This window comes from Cronobacter condimenti 1330, assembly GCF_001277255.1.
Classification (GTDB): domain Bacteria; phylum Pseudomonadota; class Gammaproteobacteria; order Enterobacterales; family Enterobacteriaceae; genus Cronobacter; species Cronobacter condimenti.
The window spans coordinates 1,975,384-1,992,485 of the sequence record NZ_CP012264.1 but is presented as its reverse complement, the minus strand read 5'-3'; the positions used below and the strand labels follow the sequence as shown (position 1 = coordinate 1,992,485).

Below are 17,102 nucleotides of genomic sequence, written 5' to 3'. Positions count from 1 at the left end.
CCGCGCCGCGCGGGTGAGACATCACGATGAAAAAACTTTTTATTCAGTTCTATTTGTTGCTGTTTGTCTGTTTTCTGGTGATGACAATGATGGTCGGGCTGGTTTACAAGTTCACCGCCGAGCGCGCGGGCCGTCAGTCGCTGGATGACCTGATGAAAAGCTCGCTCTATCTGATGCGCAGCGAACTGCGCGAAATTCCGCCGCACGAGTGGAATAAGACCATCAAAGAGCTGGATTTGAATCTGTCATTCAAATTGCGTATTCAGCCGCTCAGTCAGTTCCATCTGGACGAGATCAACAGCCGCCGCCTGCGCGAGGGCGATATTGTCGCGCTGGATGATGAATATACGTTTATCCAGCGCATTCCACGCAGCCACTACGTGCTGGCCGTAGGCCCGGTGCCCTATCTCTATTTTCTGCACCAGATGCGGCTGCTGGATATTGCGCTGATTGCGCTGATTGCTATCTCACTCGCCCTGCCGGTGTTTATCTGGATGCGCCCGCACTGGCAGGAGATGCTGCGTCTGGAGGCGGCGGCGCAACGGCTTGGGAATGGGCATCTTGATGAGCGTATTCATTTCGATAAAGCTTCAGGGTTCTCGCGGCTCGGGGTCGCGTTTAACCAGATGGCGAATAACATTAACGCGCTGATTTTAAGTAAAAAACATCTGATTGACGGGATTGCGCATGAGTTACGTACGCCACTGGTGCGTCTGCGTTACCGGCTTGAGATGAGCGATAACCTGAGTGCTACGGAATCGCAGGCGCTTAACCGTGACATTGGACAGCTTGAGGCGCTGATTGAAGAACTCCTGACCTACGCGCGCCTTGATCGCCCGCAAACCGAGCTGCACCTGACGCACCCGGTGCTGCCACGCTGGCTGCATGATTATGTGGATGACGCACGCCTGCTGCATCCTGAGCGCGAGCTGCTGCTGGCGCGGGTCGATGAAGGCGAGTACGGCGCGCTGGATATGCGTTTGATGGAGCGCGTGCTGGATAATCTGGTGAACAATGGGCTGCGCTATAGCGAGCAGCGGCTGAGAATTGGGTTGTCGCTTGAGGGCACGCAAGCGACGCTTGAAGTGGAGGACGACGGCCCTGGCATTCCTCAAGAGGAGCGCAACCGGGTCTTTGAACCGTTCGTACGCCTCGACCCAAGCCGCGATCGCGCCACCGGCGGTTGCGGTCTGGGTCTCGCCATTGTGCATTCTATCGCGACCGCCATGAACGGTCAGGTGAGCGTTAGCCAGAGCGCACTTGGTGGCGCGCATTTTCGTTTCCAGTGGCCCGTGATGACACCCGTTGCGGATGTGAAGTGATAGCAGGCGCGCTTTTGAGAAACTAATGACAGATGGTTTTTGTTAAATAACAGGTAGCGGGTGCGCAGCGCCTACCCGCCCTCCTTTTATTCATCCGTTTTAACCTGAATGGCGGGTGCACAGCACCGCCCTCTGTCATCCCGCCTCAGCCATTTTCCCCGCCCTGCGCCTAAACACAGCCTTTCGCCTGCTATTAAATCCTCTTCATGCCTTTTTCTTGCCTGACGACGGATATCGCGATGGTCAATGTGGGCAGAATTGTGCTAAATATAAAGTATGTTGTAACTAATTAGAGAGCATCATGGCCCGTTACGATCTGGTTGAACGTCTCAACGTCACATTTCGCGAATTAGAGCACGCGCTGATGGCCATGCGCGACGAACTGGCGGCTTGTCGCTTGTTGGCAGCGCGCGTCTTTACCCTGCCTGAGGTGGAAAAAGGCAAAGAACACGATCCGCTGCTGACTGTCGACGTCACGCAAAAAATCGGCAAAGCGGCGCAGGAAGCCGCGCTGCGCCACTTTACGCACCTTTTTATTCAGCAACAGTCGGAAAAACGCAGCAGCAAAGCGGCGGTGCGCCTGCCAGGTGCCGTCTGCTTCAGCGTTGATAATGCGCAGCATGAAGCCCTGCACGCGCGGGCTGAGCGCATCAACACGCTAAAAACAGAGCTTGAAGAGATTATTACTGTGGAGTCGGGCCTGCCCTCCACCCAGCGTTTTGAGTGGGTTCACCGCTATCTGCCGGGGCTGATTACACTCAATGCCTACCGCCGACTGACGGTGCTGGATAACCCCGCCACGCTGCGTTTCGGCTGGGCGAACAAACATATCATCAAAAACCTGACGCGCGATGAGGTGCTTACGACACTGGAGCGCGGGCTTAAATCGCCACGTGCGGTGGGCGGCTTAACCAAAGAAGAGTGGCACGCCCGGCTGACGCAGGAGTACAACGACATCGCCGCACTCCCCCAGAAGGCGCGTCTTAAAATTAAGCGGCCGGTGAAAGTCCAGCCGGTTGCGCGCGTCTGGTATGCGCAAAACCAGCGACAGGTGCAGTATGCCTGCCCGTCACCGCTGATTGTGCTATGCCATGAAACGCGCGGCGGCAGCGTGCCGGATATCGGCGAGTTGCTGAATTATGATGCCGAAAACATCCAGCACCGCTATAAGCCGCAGGCGGAGGCGCTTACGCTGATGATCCCCCGCCTGCATCTCTACCTTGCCCCGTGATCAGGGCTTCATGCTGCCGACCATCGCTTCAGGGCGCACCCAGGCATCAAACTCCTCCTCGCTGAGATAACCCAGCTTCAGCGCGGAGGCCTTAAGCGTCAGCCCCTCTTTATGCGCTTTCTTGGCGATTTCCGCCGCTTTGTCATAGCCGATATGCGTATTGAGCGCCGTCACCAGCATCAGCGACTCGTTTAGCAACTGGCTGATGCGATCGCGATTCGGTTCAATGCCAGTCGCGCAGTGGTGATTAAAGCTCTCCATGCCATCGGCCAGCAGGCGCACCGACTGCAGGAAATTATGAATAACCATCGGGCGGAACACGTTAAGCTCGAAGTTGCCCATTGCCCCGCCCATATTGACCGCCACGTCATTACCCATCACCTGACAGCACAGCATTGTCAGCGCCTCGCACTGGGTCGGGTTGACTTTGCCCGGCATAATGGACGACCCCGGTTCGTTTTCCGGAATAGCGATTTCACCAATGCCGCAGCGCGGGCCGCTTGCGAGCCAGCGAACGTCATTGGCGATTTTCATCAGCGACGCCGCAAGGCCCTTAAGCGCGCCGTGGGCATGCACCAGCGCGTCGCAGGTGGCCAGCGCCTCGAATTTGTTCGGCGCGGTCACGAACGGCTGGCCGGTAAACGCGGCGAGTTCCTTAGCGACGCGCTCGGCATATTCCGGGTGTGTGTTAAGCCCCGTACCTACCGCCGTGCCGCCGAGCGCCAGTTCCGCCAGATGAGGCAGGCTATGGTCGATATGTTTCAGGTTGTGCTCAAGCATCGCCACCCAGCCAGAGATCTCTTGTCCAAGCGTCAGCGGCGTGGCGTCCTGTAAATGGGTGCGACCAATTTTGACGATGTCGCTAAAGGCGTTCGCCTTCTCGCTCAGGGTTTTATGCAGCACTTTTAGTTGCGGAATAAGCTGTTCACGCAGCGCGATAATCGCAGCGACATGCATCGCTGTCGGGAAGACGTCGTTTGAGCTCTGGCTTTTGTTCACGTCGTCATTCGGGTGTACTTTGCGCGCCATACCGCGCTCGCCGCCCAGGATTTCGCTCGCGCGGTTAGCCAGCACCTCGTTCATGTTCATGTTGGTCTGCGTGCCAGAGCCGGTTTGCCAGATGGCAAGTGGAAATTCCTCCGGGTGCGCGCCTTCGAGTACCTCGTCTGCCGCGCTGATGATGGCATTGCCGCGTTCGGCAGGCAGAAGACCGAGGTCCATATTAACCTTCGCGGCGGCGCGTTTGGTCAGCGCCAGCGCCTGAATCAACGCCGTCGGCATTTTCTCGGTGGAGATGCGGAAGTGTTCCAGCGAGCGCTGCGTCTGCGCGCCCCAGAGTTTGTCTGCCGGCACATCGATGGCACCCATGGAATCTTTTTCACTGCGATAGGCGGTCATTACTTTCTCCTTGATAACAAAGATGGGATGGCTCACATGCTTAAGGAATAAGTATTGATGCGTTGAGAAAACCTGCACGGCGCTTTGTGCGCTCTTTTGTGGGCAAGCGGTGTTGGGGCAGGTGTCGGTGGGCCCCTTTGTGACCCGATTTACATCGCGAAAGGACGGCCTCACCTGCAGGCCGGGTAAGCGCAACCGCCAACCCGGCCTGGCGTCACATTACTTCAGGCAGGCCGAACACTGCCCCGCCTGGATCTGCTGGAAGAAATCATTGCCTTTGTCATCCACCAGGATAAACGCCGAGAAATCTTCCACTTCGATTTTCCAGATAGCTTCCATACCAAGCTCCGGATATTCGACACATTCCAGATGACGAATACTGTTCTGCGCAAGCACGGCCGCCGGGCCGCCGATGCTGCCCAGATAGAACCCACCATGTTTTTTACAGGCGTCAGTCACCTGCTGGCTGCGGTTTCCTTTCGCGAGCATGATCATGCTGCCGCCGTTCGCCTGAAGCAGATCCACGTAGGAATCCATACGACCGGCCGTGGTCGGGCCGAGCGAACCGGAGGCATACCCTTCCGGCGTTTTGGCAGGGCCTGCGTAGTACACAGGATGATCCTTCACGTATTGCGGCAGACCCGCTCCGCTGTCGATTCGCTCTTTCAGCTTCGCGTGCGCAATATCGCGCGCCACGATAATCGTGCCGGAGAGCGACAGGCGGGTGGAGACCGGATACTGCGACAGCTGCGCCAGAATCTCGCTCATCGGACGGTTGAGATCCACCCGCACCGCTTCGCCCTCACCTGCGCGGCGCAGCGATTCAGGAATGTACTTGCCAGGGTTACTTTCGAGCTTCTCGATCCAGATGCCATCGCGATTGATTTTGGCTTTGATATTACGGTCCGCCGAGCAGGATACGCCCATGCCTACCGGGCAGGACGCGCCGTGGCGCGGCAGGCGGATCACACGGATATCGTGGGCGAAATATTTCCCGCCAAATTGCGCACCGAGACCCAGATTACGCGCCTCCTGCAACAGCTCTTCTTCAAGCTGGGTATCGCGGAACGCCTGGCCGTGCTCGTTACCCTCCGTCGGCAGGCCATCGTAATATTTGGTCGAGGCGAGTTTCACGGTTTTCAGCGTCGCTTCCGCCGAGGTGCCGCCAATGACAAACGCCACGTGATACGGCGGACAGGCTGCGGTGCCGAGCGTGCGCATTTTCTCTACCAGATACGCTTTCAGTTTGCCCGGCGTCAGCAACGCTTTGGTCTCCTGATACAGGTATGTTTTGTTGGCAGAGCCGCCGCCTTTGGCGATGCAGAGGAATTTATATTCGTCGCCGTCAACGCTGTAGAGATCGATTTGCGCCGGCAGATTCGTGCCGGTATTGACCTCGTTGTACATATCCAGCGCCGCGTTTTGCGAATAGCGCAGGTTATCCTGGGTGTAGGTCTCGTAAACGCCCTGCGACAGCGCGGCTTCATCACCGCCGCCCGTCCAGACGCGCTGGCCTTTTTTGCCCATGATAATCGCGGTGCCGGTGTCCTGGCAGGTCGGCAGAATGCCTTTCGCGGCGATCTCTGAGTTGCGCAGGAATTGCAGCGCCACATATTTGTCGTTTTCGCTGGCTTCCGGGTCGCTCAGGATATCGGCCACCTGTTGCTGATGCGCCGGGCGCAGCATAAACGAGGCGTCATGAAAGGCGTGGCGAGCCAGCAGCGTCAGCGCCTGCGGTTCAACTTTCAGGATTTCCTGACCTTCAAACTCAGAAACGGAGACATGATCGCGGGTTAACAGGTAATACTCGGTCTCGTCCTTTTTCAGTGGAAAAGGCGCTTGCCAGAAGAAGGGTTTGCTAGACATTGCACTCTCACTTACAGCTTCAGTTATGAAATTCGTCATTCCGCCACTGGTTCCGTGTGCGGCATTAAAAAGCGAGTCGCCACATCGTACACAATTTTTTAACAAAAACTGAGACTAAACCGACTTTTTACCCAGCCGGGTTACTTCGCCGCGCTTTATTGGTTTAATACCAAAAAATATTTTCCTTCGAACACAGGGACCGATGATGAAAAAACTCATTAACGCAGTGCAGAACTACGCCTGGGGCAGTAAGACGGCGTTAACGGAACTTTATGGTGTGGAAAACCCGGACGGCCTGCCGATGGCAGAGTTGTGGATGGGGGCGCACCCAAAAAGCAGTTCGAAAGTGCAGGACGCGCAGGGCCAGACGCGTGCCCTGCGCGACGTGATTGACGCTGATAAAAGCGCCCTGCTCGGCGCGCCGGTGGCCGCGCGCTTTGGCGAACTGCCGTTCCTGTTTAAAGTACTGTGCGCCGATCAGCCGCTCTCCATCCAGGTGCATCCGAACAAGCAGGCGTCTGAGGAAGGTTTTGCACGCGAAAACGCAGCGGGTATCCCGCTCACCGCTGCCGAGCGTAACTATAAAGATCCGAACCACAAGCCGGAGCTGGTTTTCGCCCTGACGCCGTTTCTGGCCATGAATGCGTTTCGTGAGTTTTCTGACATTGTCTCTCTGCTTCAGCCGGTCGCGGGCGCGCATACCGCTATCGCGCACTTCCTCGCCGCCCCTGACGCTGACCGCCTGCGCGATCTGTTTGCGGGCCTGTTGAATATGCAGGGCGAGGAAAAATCCCGTGCGCTGGCCGTACTGAAAGCGACTGTGGCAAGCCAGCAGGGCGAACCGTGGGACACCATTCGCTTTATCGCCCAGTTCTACCCGGACGACAGCGGCCTCTTCTCCCCGCTGCTGCTGAATGTGGTGAAACTCAACCCAGGCGAGGCGATGTTCCTGTTTGCTGAAACGCCGCACGCTTATCTTCAGGGCGTGGCGCTGGAAGTCATGGCCAACTCAGACAATGTCCTGCGCGCGGGCCTGACACCGAAATATATCGATATCCCGGAGCTGGTCGCGAACGTGAAATTTGTCGCCAAACCAGCGGCAGAACTGCTGACCCAGCCGCAGAAACACGATGGCGCGCTGGAATTCCCTATCCCGGTGGATGATTTCGCTTTCTCGCTGCATGATCTTGGCACGCAGCCGCAGCGCCTGGCGCAGGAGAGCGCAGCTATTCTGTTCTGCGTCGAAGGGGAAGCGGTACTCAGCAAAAACGACGAGCGTCTGGTACTGAAACCGGGCGAATCCGCCTTCGTCGCGGCGAACGAATCCCCCGTCAGCGTGAGCGGCGTGGGCCGTCTTGCGAGGGTTTATAATAAGCTTAACTAAGTTACTGATCTTTTAAGCAAGGATTGCTAAGCTTGTTACAATTATTGCCAGTTATGCCAGACGGATCGCCGTCTGGCTTCGTTTTAAGGGAATTGGACTATGAAAAAATCGCTGGTCGCCGTGGGCGTTATCGTTGCACTCGGTGTTATCTGGACAGGTGGCGCGTGGTACACCGGGAAACAATTTGAAAAACATGTCGGCGAGATGGTGGCGCAAGCCAATGCGCAGCTTAAACGCAGCGCGCCGCAGCCCGGGCTTGAGTTGAGCTATCAGGATTACCAGCGTGGTCTGTTCAGCAGCCATCTGCAACTGGTGGTCAAACCCGCGGCAGGCCAGCAGGAAGCGCTGCTGAAGCCGGGTCAGAGCGTGGTGCTTGAGCAGGTCGTCAGCCACGGCCCGTTCCCACTCGCCGATCTGAAAAAACTCAACATCCTCCCTGCGATGGCGTCGGTCCACACTACGCTTGTGAACAACGACACGACAAAGCCGCTGTTTGATATGGCTAAAGGCAAGTCGTTTGCCGACATCCAGACCCGTATCGGCTACGGCGGCGCGACATCCAGCGATATTCAGTTGCAGGCACTGAACTACGATACGCCGAATAAGAAAGTGGCGTTCAGCGGCGGCGACTTCCAGCTTGATGCGGATAAAGACGGTAACGACGTGAGCCTTAAGGGCGAAGCATCAAGCGGTCTGGTCAACGCGGTAAATGAATACGGTCAGCGCGTTCAGCTCACGTTCAATGGCCTGAAAGCCGATGGCAACGCGAAGATGACAAGCTTTAACGAACGCGTCGGCGAACAGAAGCTGAGCCTCGAAAAACTGGCGGTCGCGATTGAAGGTCAGGAGATGGCGCTGCTTGAAGGGATCAGCCTGAACGGCAAATCGGACGTGGCAAAAGATGGCAAGAGCATCGACAGCCAGATGGATTACGTCATGGATAGCCTGAAGGTGCAGAATCAGAATCTCGGCAGCGGCAAAATGACGCTTAAGATCGGCAACATCGACGGCCAGGCCTGGCATCAGTTCAGCCAGCAATATAACGAGCGCAGCCGTGCGTTGATGGCGCAGCCAGGCATTATGGATAACCCGGAGCTTTACCAGCAACAGGCGACCGAGAACCTGGTCTCTTCCCTGCCGCTGCTGCTGAAAGGCAACCCGGTAATTACTATCGCGCCGCTTAGCTGGAAAAACGCGAAAGGCGAAAGCACCTTTAACCTGTCACTGTTCCTGAAAGATCCGAGCCAGGCGCCGGTCAGCGCAACTCAGGCAGACCCGGCAGAGCAGCTGGATCGCGTGGTGAAAAGCCTTGAGAGCAAGCTTGTGATCCCGGTGGATATGGCAACCGAGATGATGACCCAGGTCGCGAAACTGGAAGGTTACCAGCAGGCAGATGCCGAGAAACTGGCGGCGCAGCAGGTCAAAGGCCTGGCGGCGATGGGCCAGATGTTCCGCATCACCACTATGCAGGACAATAACATCGTGACCAGTCTTCAGTACGCGAATGGTCAGGTGAACCTGAACGGGCAGAAAATGCCGCTGGGCGAATTTGTCGGTATGTTCGGTCTGCCGGGGATTAGCGCGCCGGAACCTCAGGCAGTGCCGCAACCGGGCGAGCCTGAAAGCGCGCCGCGCGGCCCTGCACTCTCTGTTCCGCAGCAATAAACCGCGAAACGGCCTCTCAGGAGGCCGTTTTTTTTCGGTTTAAAGCGTGCTTAGCGATATGCCACCAGCCGCGGCCCGAGAATCAAACTCCCTGCCGATTCATCGCCGTGCGTTATGCGCTGCATAATACGCTCCGCCACGCAGTGCCCCATTTCACGGGCGGGTGTGGTAACCCAGGTAAGCGGCACTTCATCCAGCCGGTCTTCCGGTACCTCGGCAAACGCCGCCAGCGTCACGCTGTTTTCGAAGTAGCTCTCATAACCGGCCTCGCCGCTCTGCCGTCCGGCACGCATCAGACCGAACCATGCGCCCATCGCAACAGTGCTGTTGTGACACAACACGGCGGTAATGGTTGGGTTCAGGCGTAGCAACTCGGCGATGGCCTCCGCCGCCGGTTTCTGCCCGGGCGGGCATTCGACAACCCATTCGCTGTGAAACGGCAAACCATATTGCAAAAGCGTCGCGCAATAGCCGCCAAGCCGTTCGGCGCGGGTCAGCGAAGAGCTGGCACCACCAAGCCAGGCGATGCGCTGATGACCACGGCGGATGAGATGTTCAGTCAGCATTCGCGCTGCCTGCTGGTTATCCGGGCGTACGGTATCGACTTCATCGTGATGGCTGGCGCGTGAGGCAAACAGTAACGGAATACCCCGCTTGCGGGCCTGCGCAAGCCACATCGCCCCTTGTCCCCCGCCGCCTGCGATCACCACGCCGTCGACGCCCTGATCAAGAAGCGTATCAAGGCAGCGCTGCAGGTGCGTTTCATCGCGCCCGCCCTGTAGCAGAAATAGCATTCGCCCTTGTGATTCGAGTGCCTCGGATAGCCCGGCGGTCAGCTCGGCGTAAAACGGCGTGGTGAGATCGCGCACGATAAGACCAATCACGCCGCTCGGCCCGCCGCGCAGTGCCGAAGCCTGGCGATTGCGCACAAACCCTAATTGTTCAATGGCCTCATTGACGCGTTGCCCGGTGGCACCAGAAATGCGTCCTTTGCCGCTCAGCACCAGCGATACGGTGGCGACCGACACCCCCGCTGCTTGCGCGACATCATTGATAGTGATTCTTTTCGCCTGTGTCATTGGCTACGCTTTTTGCTCCACTACTGGCAGATAAAACCTTTTACCTGAACCGCTATTATAGCCTTCAGGCCTGGGTAATGTTCTGTGATTAAGCGCGCATTAAAATTTGGTAAAACGTTTTATCTTGCGATTCTTCGTTCAGACGATGGGTTCAATTCACGTGAGGAGTCGTTAATGACGGCGCAGACGGGTCAAAAAATTACGCTTTGGGGATTCATGCAGCAGCTCGGCAAAACCTTTATGTTGCCGGTGGCGCTGCTGTCGTTTTGCGGTATTTTGATGGGGATCGGCAGTTCGCTCAGCAGCCATGACGTCATTACGCTCATGCCCTTTCTCGGCAACGGCGTGTTACAGCTTATCTTTACCTGGATGAGCAAAATGGGCTCGTTTGCCTTCAGCTTTCTGCCGGTGATGTTTTGTATTGCTATCCCACTGGGACTTGCGCGTGAGAACAAAGGCGTGGCGGCGTTTGCCGGGTTTGTAGGCTATGCCGTGATGAACCTGGCGGTTAATTTCTGGCTGACCGCTAAAGGGATCCTCCCGTCGCAGGACGCTGCGCTTTTGAAAGCAAACAACGTGCAGTCGGTGCTCGGCATCCAGTCTATCGATACCGGTATTCTCGGCGCGGTGATCGCAGGCGTCATCATCTGGCTGCTGCATGAGCGTTTTCATAAAGTACGCCTGCCGGATGCGCTGGCCTTCTTCGGTGGCACACGGTTTGTTCCTATCGTCACAACCGTCGTGATGGGCCTGGTGGGTCTGACCATTCCGCTCATCTGGCCTTTCTTTGCGAAAGGCATTAACGCGCTGGGATGGCTTATCAACAGTGCTGGCAGCTTCGCACCGATGATTTTCGGCACCGGCGAGCGCCTCCTGCTGCCGTTCGGCTTGCAGCATATTCTTGTCGCACTGATCCGCTTTACGGAGGCTGGCGGCACGCTGGACGTTTGCGGGCAGAACGTGTCGGGCGCGTTGACGATTTTCCAGGCGCAGCTTAACTGCCCGACCTCACACGGCTTTGCCGAAAGCGCGACCCGTTTCCTCTCCCAGGGCAAAATGCCTGCCTTCCTGGGTGGCCTGCCTGGCGCTGCGCTGGCGATGTATCACTGCGCGCGTCCAGAAAACCGACATAAAATCAAAGGGCTGTTGATATCAGGCGTCATCGCCTGCGTGGTTGGCGGCACGACGGAGCCGCTCGAATTCCTGTTCCTGTTTGTGGCGCCAGCGCTCTATCTTATCCACGCGCTGCTGACCGGTCTGGGCTTTACCATGATGGCGCTGCTTGGCGTTACCATTGGCAATACCGACGGCAATATTATCGATTTTGTTGTGTTTGGCGTGCTACATGGTCTGTCGACCAAATGGTACTGGGTGCCGGTGGTGGCGGGCGTCTGGTTCGCGGTCTATTACGCGATTTTCCGCTTCGCCATTGCCCGTTTCAATATTAAAACGCCAGGCCGCGAGGCCGAGAGCGCGACGCCTGCCGTCGTTTCCTCAGGCATTATCGGGAAATCAGGCTATGACGTTCCTGCCATTCTCCAGGCGCTGGGGGGCGCTGATAATATTACCTCGCTTGATAATTGCATTACCCGCCTGCGCCTGACAGTCAAAGAGATGGCGCGCGTAGACAGCGCTGCGCTTAAGGCGCTGCGTGCCATCGGCGTGGTACAGCTCAATCAGCATAATTTACAGGTGGTCATCGGCCCGCAGGTGCAGTCGGTGAAAGACGAAATGGACAGCCTGATGCATTCGGTGCAGGCGTAACGCAGGGGGCGAGATGAGTGATTTTTCACAAGCCGTGGATCGCTGCGGCACCTGGTGTACCCAGTGGGATTATGTGGCAGACCGTTTCGGCGTAGACAGTCTCTTGCCTTTTACTATCTCGGACATGGATTTCCCGACGGCGCCGTGCGTGCTGAACGCCATCTCAACGCGCCTTATGCACGGCGTGCTCGGCTACAGCCGGTGGCAAAATCCCGAGTTTATCGGCGCTATCGAACACTGGTACGCGACGCGATTTCATTGCGCTATCACCCGCGAGACGCTGGTATACGGGCCGTCGGTCATTTACATGGTGTCACAGCTGATTCGTCAGTGGTCGGCGCCGGGTGACGAAGTGTTGATCCACACGCCCGCTTATGATGCTTTCTGGAAAACCATTGAAGGGAACGGACGGCGTGTGCTCAGCGCCCCGCTCACCCAAACCGCCCTGGGCTTCCAGTGTGACATGAACGCGCTGGAAGCCCGGCTGGCGCGCCCGGAATGCAAAATCATGCTGCTTTGCAGCCCCCATAACCCGACCGGTAAAGTCTGGCGTCGGGATGAGCTGGACACGATGGCCGCGCTTTGCGCGCGCCACGGCGTGCGGGTGATAAGCGATGAAATCCATATGGATATGGTATGGGGCGAGCACCGGCATATTCCCTGGAGCGTGACAGGTCAGGGTCACTGGGCGCTATTTTCGTCGGCCTCGAAGAGTTTCAACATTCCGGCGCTCACCGGCGCATGGGGGTTTATCGCACAAGAAGAGGATCGTAACGCGTATTTTCAGGCGCTGAAAGGCCGCGACGGGCTCTCTTCCCCCGCGGTACTGTCGCTGGTGGCGCATATTGCCGCCTATCGCGAAGGCGCGGTCTGGCTCGATGCGCTGCGTGATTACCTTCAGGCGAATCTGTGTTTTGTAGCACAGCAACTGAACGGCGCGTTTGCGCAACTTAACTGGCAACCCCCGGAGGCAACATATCTGGCGTGGATCGATTTGCGCCCGCTCGGGATCGATGACGATGCACTACAGAAGGCGCTTATCACGCGCGAGAAGGTCGCTATTATGCCGGGTTATACCTACGGTGAAGAGGGACGCGGCTTTCTTCGGCTCAATGTAGGTTGCCCGCGCAGCAAACTGGAACAGGGTGTGGCGCGGCTTATTTGCGCAATCCGGTCACTTTGAACGCAAAAGGGGCGATTACCGCCCCTCTTTTGTTGCGCAACGTAGCTTTCTGCCGGTAATTATTTTTATAATGGTATGCACTTTATTCTAAAAAAGAGTGCCATCATGATTGATACCCGCCTTCCCCTTACCGACCTCCATCGCCATCTTGACGGCAACATCCGCGCCCAAACCATTCTCGACCTGGGCCGCCAGTTTAATCTTGTCCTGCCCGCCGATACGCTGGAGACGCTGCGTCCGCACGTACAGATAACCAAAAATGAACCCGATCTGGTGAGCTTCCTCGCGAAGCTGGACTGGGGTGTGAAAGTGCTTGGCTCCCTGGATGCCTGCCGCCGTGTGGCTTATGAGAATATGGAAGATGCCGCGCGCAACGGCCTGCACTATGTAGAGCTGCGTTTTTCGCCGGGTTATATGGCGATGACGCATAACCTGCCGGTGGCAGGCGTTGCGGAAGCCGTTATTGACGGCGTGCGTCAGGGGGCGCGCGATTTCGGCGTTGAGGCCCGTCTTATCGGCATACTGAGCCGCACTTTTGGGGAAGAGGCATGTGTAGCCGAGCTGGAGGGCTTGCTGGCGCATCGCGACCATATTACCGCGCTGGATCTGGCAGGTGACGAGCTGGGCTTCCCCGGTAGCCTGTTCCTGAATCACTTTAACCGCGGACGCGACGCGGGCTGGCATATTACGGTTCATGCGGGCGAGGCAGCAGGCCCGGAGAGCATCTGGCAGGCCATCCGCGAACTTGGTGCTGAGCGTATCGGTCACGGTGTCAAAGCGGTCGAAGATCCCGCACTGATGGATTTCCTTGCAGAACAGGGTATTGGCATCGAATCCTGCCTGACGTCTAATATCCAGACCAGTACGGTGGCGTCGCTCGCGCATCACCCACTGAAGCAGTACCTTGACCACCAGATCCTCGCGACCATCAATACGGACGATCCGGGCGTTCAGGGCGTGGATATCGGGCATGAATATCAGGTGGCGGCCCCGGCGGCTGGCCTGAGCCAGGCTCAGATCCGCACCGCACAGGAAAATGGCCTGAAAATCGCGTTCCTGACGGATGCAGAAAAACAGGCGTTGATGAAGAAAGTCAGCGCGGCCTAAACCGCGCATCAGGTCAGGAGGCAGATGCCTTCTGGCCTGTTTTATTTGCCTGCCGGCGAGCGTAACGCTGCGCCATAACGGCACACACCATCAGCTGGATTTGATGGAAAATCATGAGCGGTAGCACCATAATCCCCACCTGACTTGCCGGAAACAGCACATTCGCCATTGGCACGCCGTTCGCGAGGCTTTTCTTCGAGCCGCAAAAGACGATGGTAATTTCATCTTCTTTATTAAAGCCAAGCAGTCGTGCCGTCCAGACGTTGACCACCAGCACAATCGCCAGCAGTACCAGCGACACAATCAGCACCGAAAGCAGCGCAAGCCCGGTGACCTGATGCCAGATCCCCTGCACCACTGCCTCACTGAACGCAACATAAACCACCAGCAGAATTGACGAACGGTCGGTCATACCAATGAGTTTTTTATGTTTGTCGACCCAACGGCCAATCCACGGGCGCGAAAGGTGCCCGATGACAAATGGCACCATCAGTTGCAGGATAATTTTCCCGATGGCTTCAAGCGTGTTGGTATCGCCCTCTTGCGCCTGCATCATCACGCCCACTAATACTGGTGAGAGGAAAATACCAAGGATGCTCGACGCCGAGGCGCTGCATACCGCTGCGGCCACATTGCCGCGCGCAACAGACGTAAACGCAATGGCGGATTGCACGGTAGCCGGTAATGCGCACAGATAAAGAAAGCCCATATAGAGCGATGGCGGCAATACACTGTGCGGAATGAACTGCATCGCCAGCCCCAGCAGTGGAAAGAGCACAAAGGTGCTGAGAAATACCACCAGGTGCAGTCGCCAGTGTCCCATTCCCGCCAGAATCGCCTCGCGAGAGAGCTTCGCGCCATGCATAAAGAACAGCAGCGCGATGGCGGCGGTCGTGAGATATTCAAAGACTGTTTTGACGTTCCCTTCACACGGAAACAGCGACGCGACAACCACGACGCCTATCATAATCAGTAAAAATGTGTCGATTTTAAGCCGCTGCAGCCAGCCCATTGTCAGTTCCTTGTTGTGTTGCAGGTGACATTACTTTGCAACAAAAAGCCGATCCTCGCGAGTAAACCTCGTAAAACGGCGCGCCTGGGTGACGCGCCGTTTAGATTGTCGTACAGCGAAGAAACAGAAAGGCACCCCATGACGCCGGGGCGAATGCATCAACCGCGCAGACATATCGCCGTGCGGCGTTTGGCGGATTCGATGCCAGCTTCGATAAGTTCCATCACGACAATGGCCTGGCTTGCCGGGACGGGATTTTCACCTTCGCCACGAATGGCGCTACGCACCGCCGCATAATAAGCCGGATAGTTGCCCGGCACCGTCAGCAGGGTCTGTTCATCAAGCAAGTCGCCCCTGGCAAGCGTTAACACGCCGTCGCGCATGTCATAACCCCAGTTCTCTTGTGGCGGACGCGCACCGGCTTTCAGGCGCTCCTCCTGCGGGTCGAGACCAAATTTTACATAGCTTCCACGCGTGCCATGAACGATATAGCGCGCCGATTCCGCCGCGGCCAGCATGGTGCCATGCAGCACGACACGCCGCTCCGGGTACGCCAGTACCGCGTGGAAATAGTCTGTGGCTTGCGCGCTTGGGCGAAGCTCTGCTAAATCGACATAAATACTCACCGGCAGCCCGAATAACTGTACTGTCTGGTCCAGCAGATGCGGCGCCAGATCGTACCAGATGCCGCTACCCGGCCCCGCCTGTTCGCGCCAGCGATCGCGCACCTGCGGACGAAAACGGTCAAAATGAGATTCGAAATACGCGATCTCTCCGATTTGCCCCTCGTTAATGATCTGCTTAAGCGTCAGGAAATCGCTGTCCCAGCGTCGGTTGTGAAATACTGACAGTACGAGCCCCAAACTTTTTGCGAGCGTCTCAAGCTCCCGCGCCTGAGATAGCGTGACCGTAAAAGGCTTATCCACAACCACATGTTTGCCAGCTTCCAGCGCGGCTTTTGCGAGCGGAAAGTGGGTATCGTTAGGCGTGGGAATGACAATGAGATCAAGATGCGGATTGTTAAACAGTTGTTTAGGGTCTGATACCACAGGCATCCCAGGCCAGTCAGCGTGCACTTTAGCGGCATCGCTGCTGGAGACGGCAGCAAGCTCCATCCCAGGCGTGCCCGCGATAAGCGGCGCGTGAAACGTTTTGCTGGCGTAGCCGTAGCCAATTAATCCTACCCGGACCTTATCGTTCATGTTCATTCCTCTGCTGGGTTGACTTCGGTATTTGACACCATTAGCCCGCAAGGCTCAACGGTTTCATAACCAAACGGAAATAAACGGCTTATTTCAGAATCTTCATCATTTCAAAATAGGTTGAGGGCATTTTTCGCAAACTCAGAAGCCCAATGGGGATTAGGCGATGTTAGTCCATGCATGCATGGAGGCAGTGATGTGAGCGATTTATTGTTTTGATGAAATAAGCAACATGACTTAAAAGAAATAGCGTGGCGTTAATCGCGCAATTAATGGCGCACAAAAAATCATGAATAATCCTTAAGCATTACCCGTTTATCCTTCGCTTCAGGAAGGGTCTGCGTCGTGACCCGAAGCCGGGGAGTAGAGACCGGCTGAGCGGTCTGTCACCGCCGTCCAACCCCACACGCCGCTTCATTTACATATTGTCGTAAAAAGGGCACATTCCACCACAGCGCAGATATTGCCAGCTATACCGAAGCGCGTTACTCTTTCGCCTCTATATGGAACGGGCCTGCGTTAATTCTCAAGGAAAACTCTTAAATGTTATTCAGGCTTTTATTAAACCTGCATAACGGCGTTTTTGCGTTTATTCTTTACCCGGCCGGCCTTTCCTGGCGAATCCCTTTATTATTTTATTGCGCGGATAACAATTAACATGACCGTTCAGGACTATTTATTAAAGTTTCGTAAAATCAGCACGCTTGAAAGTCTGGAGAAATTGTTCGATCACCTTAATTACACGCTCACTGACAATCAGGAAATTATCAATATGTACCGGGCTGCGGACCATCGTCGCGCGGAGCTGGTGTCAGGCGGGCGTCTGTATGACTTAGGGCAAGTGCCGAAAACCGTCTGGCGCTATGTCCAGTAAGCCGCAAAGGTAGCA

Annotated in this window: 13 protein-coding genes; 8 read left to right on the top strand and 5 right to left on the bottom strand. The window is 56.5% G+C overall.

The genetic code is table 11. The features are described 5' to 3' along the window. Positions 1–26 precede the first annotated feature (26 nt). Positions 27–1,322, top strand: coding sequence for a two-component system sensor histidine kinase RstB (rstB, locus tag AFK62_RS09145; protein ID WP_007663100.1), 1,296 nt, complete (start codon positions 27–29; stop codon positions 1,320–1,322). Between the two features lie 301 nt (positions 1,323–1,623). After that, entirely contained in the window at positions 1,624–2,553 is a 930-nt protein-coding gene (gene tus / locus AFK62_RS09140) for a DNA replication terminus site-binding protein (protein ID WP_007663099.1), read from the top strand. On the opposite strand, the gene fumC is transcribed toward tus, so the two are convergent. Together fumC and fumA are read right to left on the bottom strand one after the other, a co-directional pair. Beyond that, positions 2,554–3,951, bottom strand: a complete 1,398-nt coding sequence (gene fumC / locus AFK62_RS09135; protein WP_007663098.1) for a class II fumarate hydratase — start codon at positions 3,949–3,951, stop codon at positions 2,554–2,556. A 219-nt stretch (positions 3,952–4,170) separates the two neighbouring features. Beyond that, on the bottom strand, positions 4,171–5,817 hold the full coding sequence (gene fumA / locus AFK62_RS09130; protein WP_007663097.1) for a class I fumarate hydratase FumA: 1,647 nt from the start codon (positions 5,815–5,817) through the stop codon (positions 4,171–4,173). A 205-nt stretch (positions 5,818–6,022) separates the two neighbouring features. On the opposite strand from fumA, the gene manA reads away from it, so the two are divergent. Next, positions 6,023–7,201 carry a mannose-6-phosphate isomerase gene (manA, locus tag AFK62_RS09125; protein WP_032983852.1) on the top strand — a complete coding sequence of 393 codons (1,179 nt, stop codon included), beginning with the start codon at positions 6,023–6,025 and terminating at the stop codon, positions 7,199–7,201. 99 nt (positions 7,202–7,300) lie between these two features. After that, the gene (locus AFK62_RS09120; protein WP_053531856.1) at positions 7,301–8,866 is read left to right on the top strand and encodes a YdgA family protein; all 1,566 of its coding nucleotides are present in this window, start codon (positions 7,301–7,303) and stop codon (positions 8,864–8,866) included. A gap of 50 nt (positions 8,867–8,916) precedes the next feature. On the opposite strand, the gene AFK62_RS09115 is transcribed toward AFK62_RS09120, so the two are convergent. Further along, positions 8,917–9,945, bottom strand: a complete 1,029-nt coding sequence (locus AFK62_RS09115; RefSeq protein ID WP_007663094.1) for a Mal regulon transcriptional regulator MalI — start codon at positions 9,943–9,945, stop codon at positions 8,917–8,919. 174 nt (positions 9,946–10,119) lie between these two features. Between AFK62_RS09115 and malX the strand changes: the two genes are divergently transcribed. The 3 genes from malX (at position 10,120) to add (ending at position 13,999) form a co-directional block, all read left to right on the top strand. Further along, positions 10,120–11,709, top strand: a complete 1,590-nt coding sequence (gene malX, locus AFK62_RS09110; protein WP_007663093.1) for a maltose/glucose-specific PTS transporter subunit IIBC — start codon at positions 10,120–10,122, stop codon at positions 11,707–11,709. A gap of 13 nt (positions 11,710–11,722) precedes the next feature. Further along, complete coding sequence (locus AFK62_RS09105; protein WP_007663091.1) at positions 11,723–12,892, top strand: MalY/PatB family protein; 1,170 nt, start codon at positions 11,723–11,725, stop codon at positions 12,890–12,892. Between the two features lie 105 nt (positions 12,893–12,997). Next, the gene (gene add, locus AFK62_RS09100; RefSeq protein ID WP_032983851.1) at positions 12,998–13,999 is read left to right on the top strand and encodes an adenosine deaminase; all 1,002 of its coding nucleotides are present in this window, start codon (positions 12,998–13,000) and stop codon (positions 13,997–13,999) included. 13 nt (positions 14,000–14,012) lie between these two features. On the opposite strand, the gene AFK62_RS09095 is transcribed toward add, so the two are convergent. Together AFK62_RS09095 and AFK62_RS09090 are read right to left on the bottom strand one after the other, a co-directional pair. Then, positions 14,013–15,011, bottom strand: coding sequence for a bile acid:sodium symporter family protein (locus AFK62_RS09095; protein ID WP_007663085.1), 999 nt, complete (start codon positions 15,009–15,011; stop codon positions 14,013–14,015). Positions 15,012–15,169: 158 nt separating this feature from the next. Further along, positions 15,170–16,213, bottom strand: a complete 1,044-nt coding sequence (locus AFK62_RS09090) for an oxidoreductase (protein WP_007663083.1) — start codon at positions 16,211–16,213, stop codon at positions 15,170–15,172. 658 nt (positions 16,214–16,871) lie between these two features. Here AFK62_RS09090 and ydgT point away from each other — a divergent pair. Further along, positions 16,872–17,087 carry a transcription modulator YdgT gene (ydgT, locus tag AFK62_RS09085; RefSeq protein ID WP_007663080.1) on the top strand — a complete coding sequence of 72 codons (216 nt, stop codon included), beginning with the start codon at positions 16,872–16,874 and terminating at the stop codon, positions 17,085–17,087. The last annotated feature ends 15 nt before the right edge of the window (positions 17,088–17,102 follow it).

Excerpts from the sequence above, each read along its gene's own strand:
- rstB (WP_007663100.1), top strand. The coding sequence starts at position 27 with ATGAAAAAACTTTTTATTCAGTTCTATTTGTTGCTGTTTGTCTGTTTT.
- tus (WP_007663099.1), top strand. The coding sequence starts at position 1,624 with ATGGCCCGTTACGATCTGGTTGAACGTCTCAACGTCACATTTCGCGAA.
- fumC (WP_007663098.1), bottom strand. The coding sequence starts at position 3,951 with ATGACCGCCTATCGCAGTGAAAAAGATTCCATGGGTGCCATCGATGTG.
- fumA (WP_007663097.1), bottom strand. The coding sequence starts at position 5,817 with ATGTCTAGCAAACCCTTCTTCTGGCAAGCGCCTTTTCCACTGAAAAAG.
- manA (WP_032983852.1), top strand. The coding sequence starts at position 6,023 with ATGAAAAAACTCATTAACGCAGTGCAGAACTACGCCTGGGGCAGTAAG.
- AFK62_RS09120 (WP_053531856.1), top strand. The coding sequence starts at position 7,301 with ATGAAAAAATCGCTGGTCGCCGTGGGCGTTATCGTTGCACTCGGTGTT.
- AFK62_RS09115 (WP_007663094.1), bottom strand. The coding sequence starts at position 9,945 with ATGACACAGGCGAAAAGAATCACTATCAATGATGTCGCGCAAGCAGCG.
- malX (WP_007663093.1), top strand. The coding sequence starts at position 10,120 with ATGACGGCGCAGACGGGTCAAAAAATTACGCTTTGGGGATTCATGCAG.
- AFK62_RS09105 (WP_007663091.1), top strand. The coding sequence starts at position 11,723 with ATGAGTGATTTTTCACAAGCCGTGGATCGCTGCGGCACCTGGTGTACC.
- add (WP_032983851.1), top strand. The coding sequence starts at position 12,998 with ATGATTGATACCCGCCTTCCCCTTACCGACCTCCATCGCCATCTTGAC.
- AFK62_RS09095 (WP_007663085.1), bottom strand. The coding sequence starts at position 15,011 with ATGGGCTGGCTGCAGCGGCTTAAAATCGACACATTTTTACTGATTATG.
- AFK62_RS09090 (WP_007663083.1), bottom strand. The coding sequence starts at position 16,213 with ATGAACGATAAGGTCCGGGTAGGATTAATTGGCTACGGCTACGCCAGC.
- ydgT (WP_007663080.1), top strand. The coding sequence starts at position 16,872 with ATGACCGTTCAGGACTATTTATTAAAGTTTCGTAAAATCAGCACGCTT.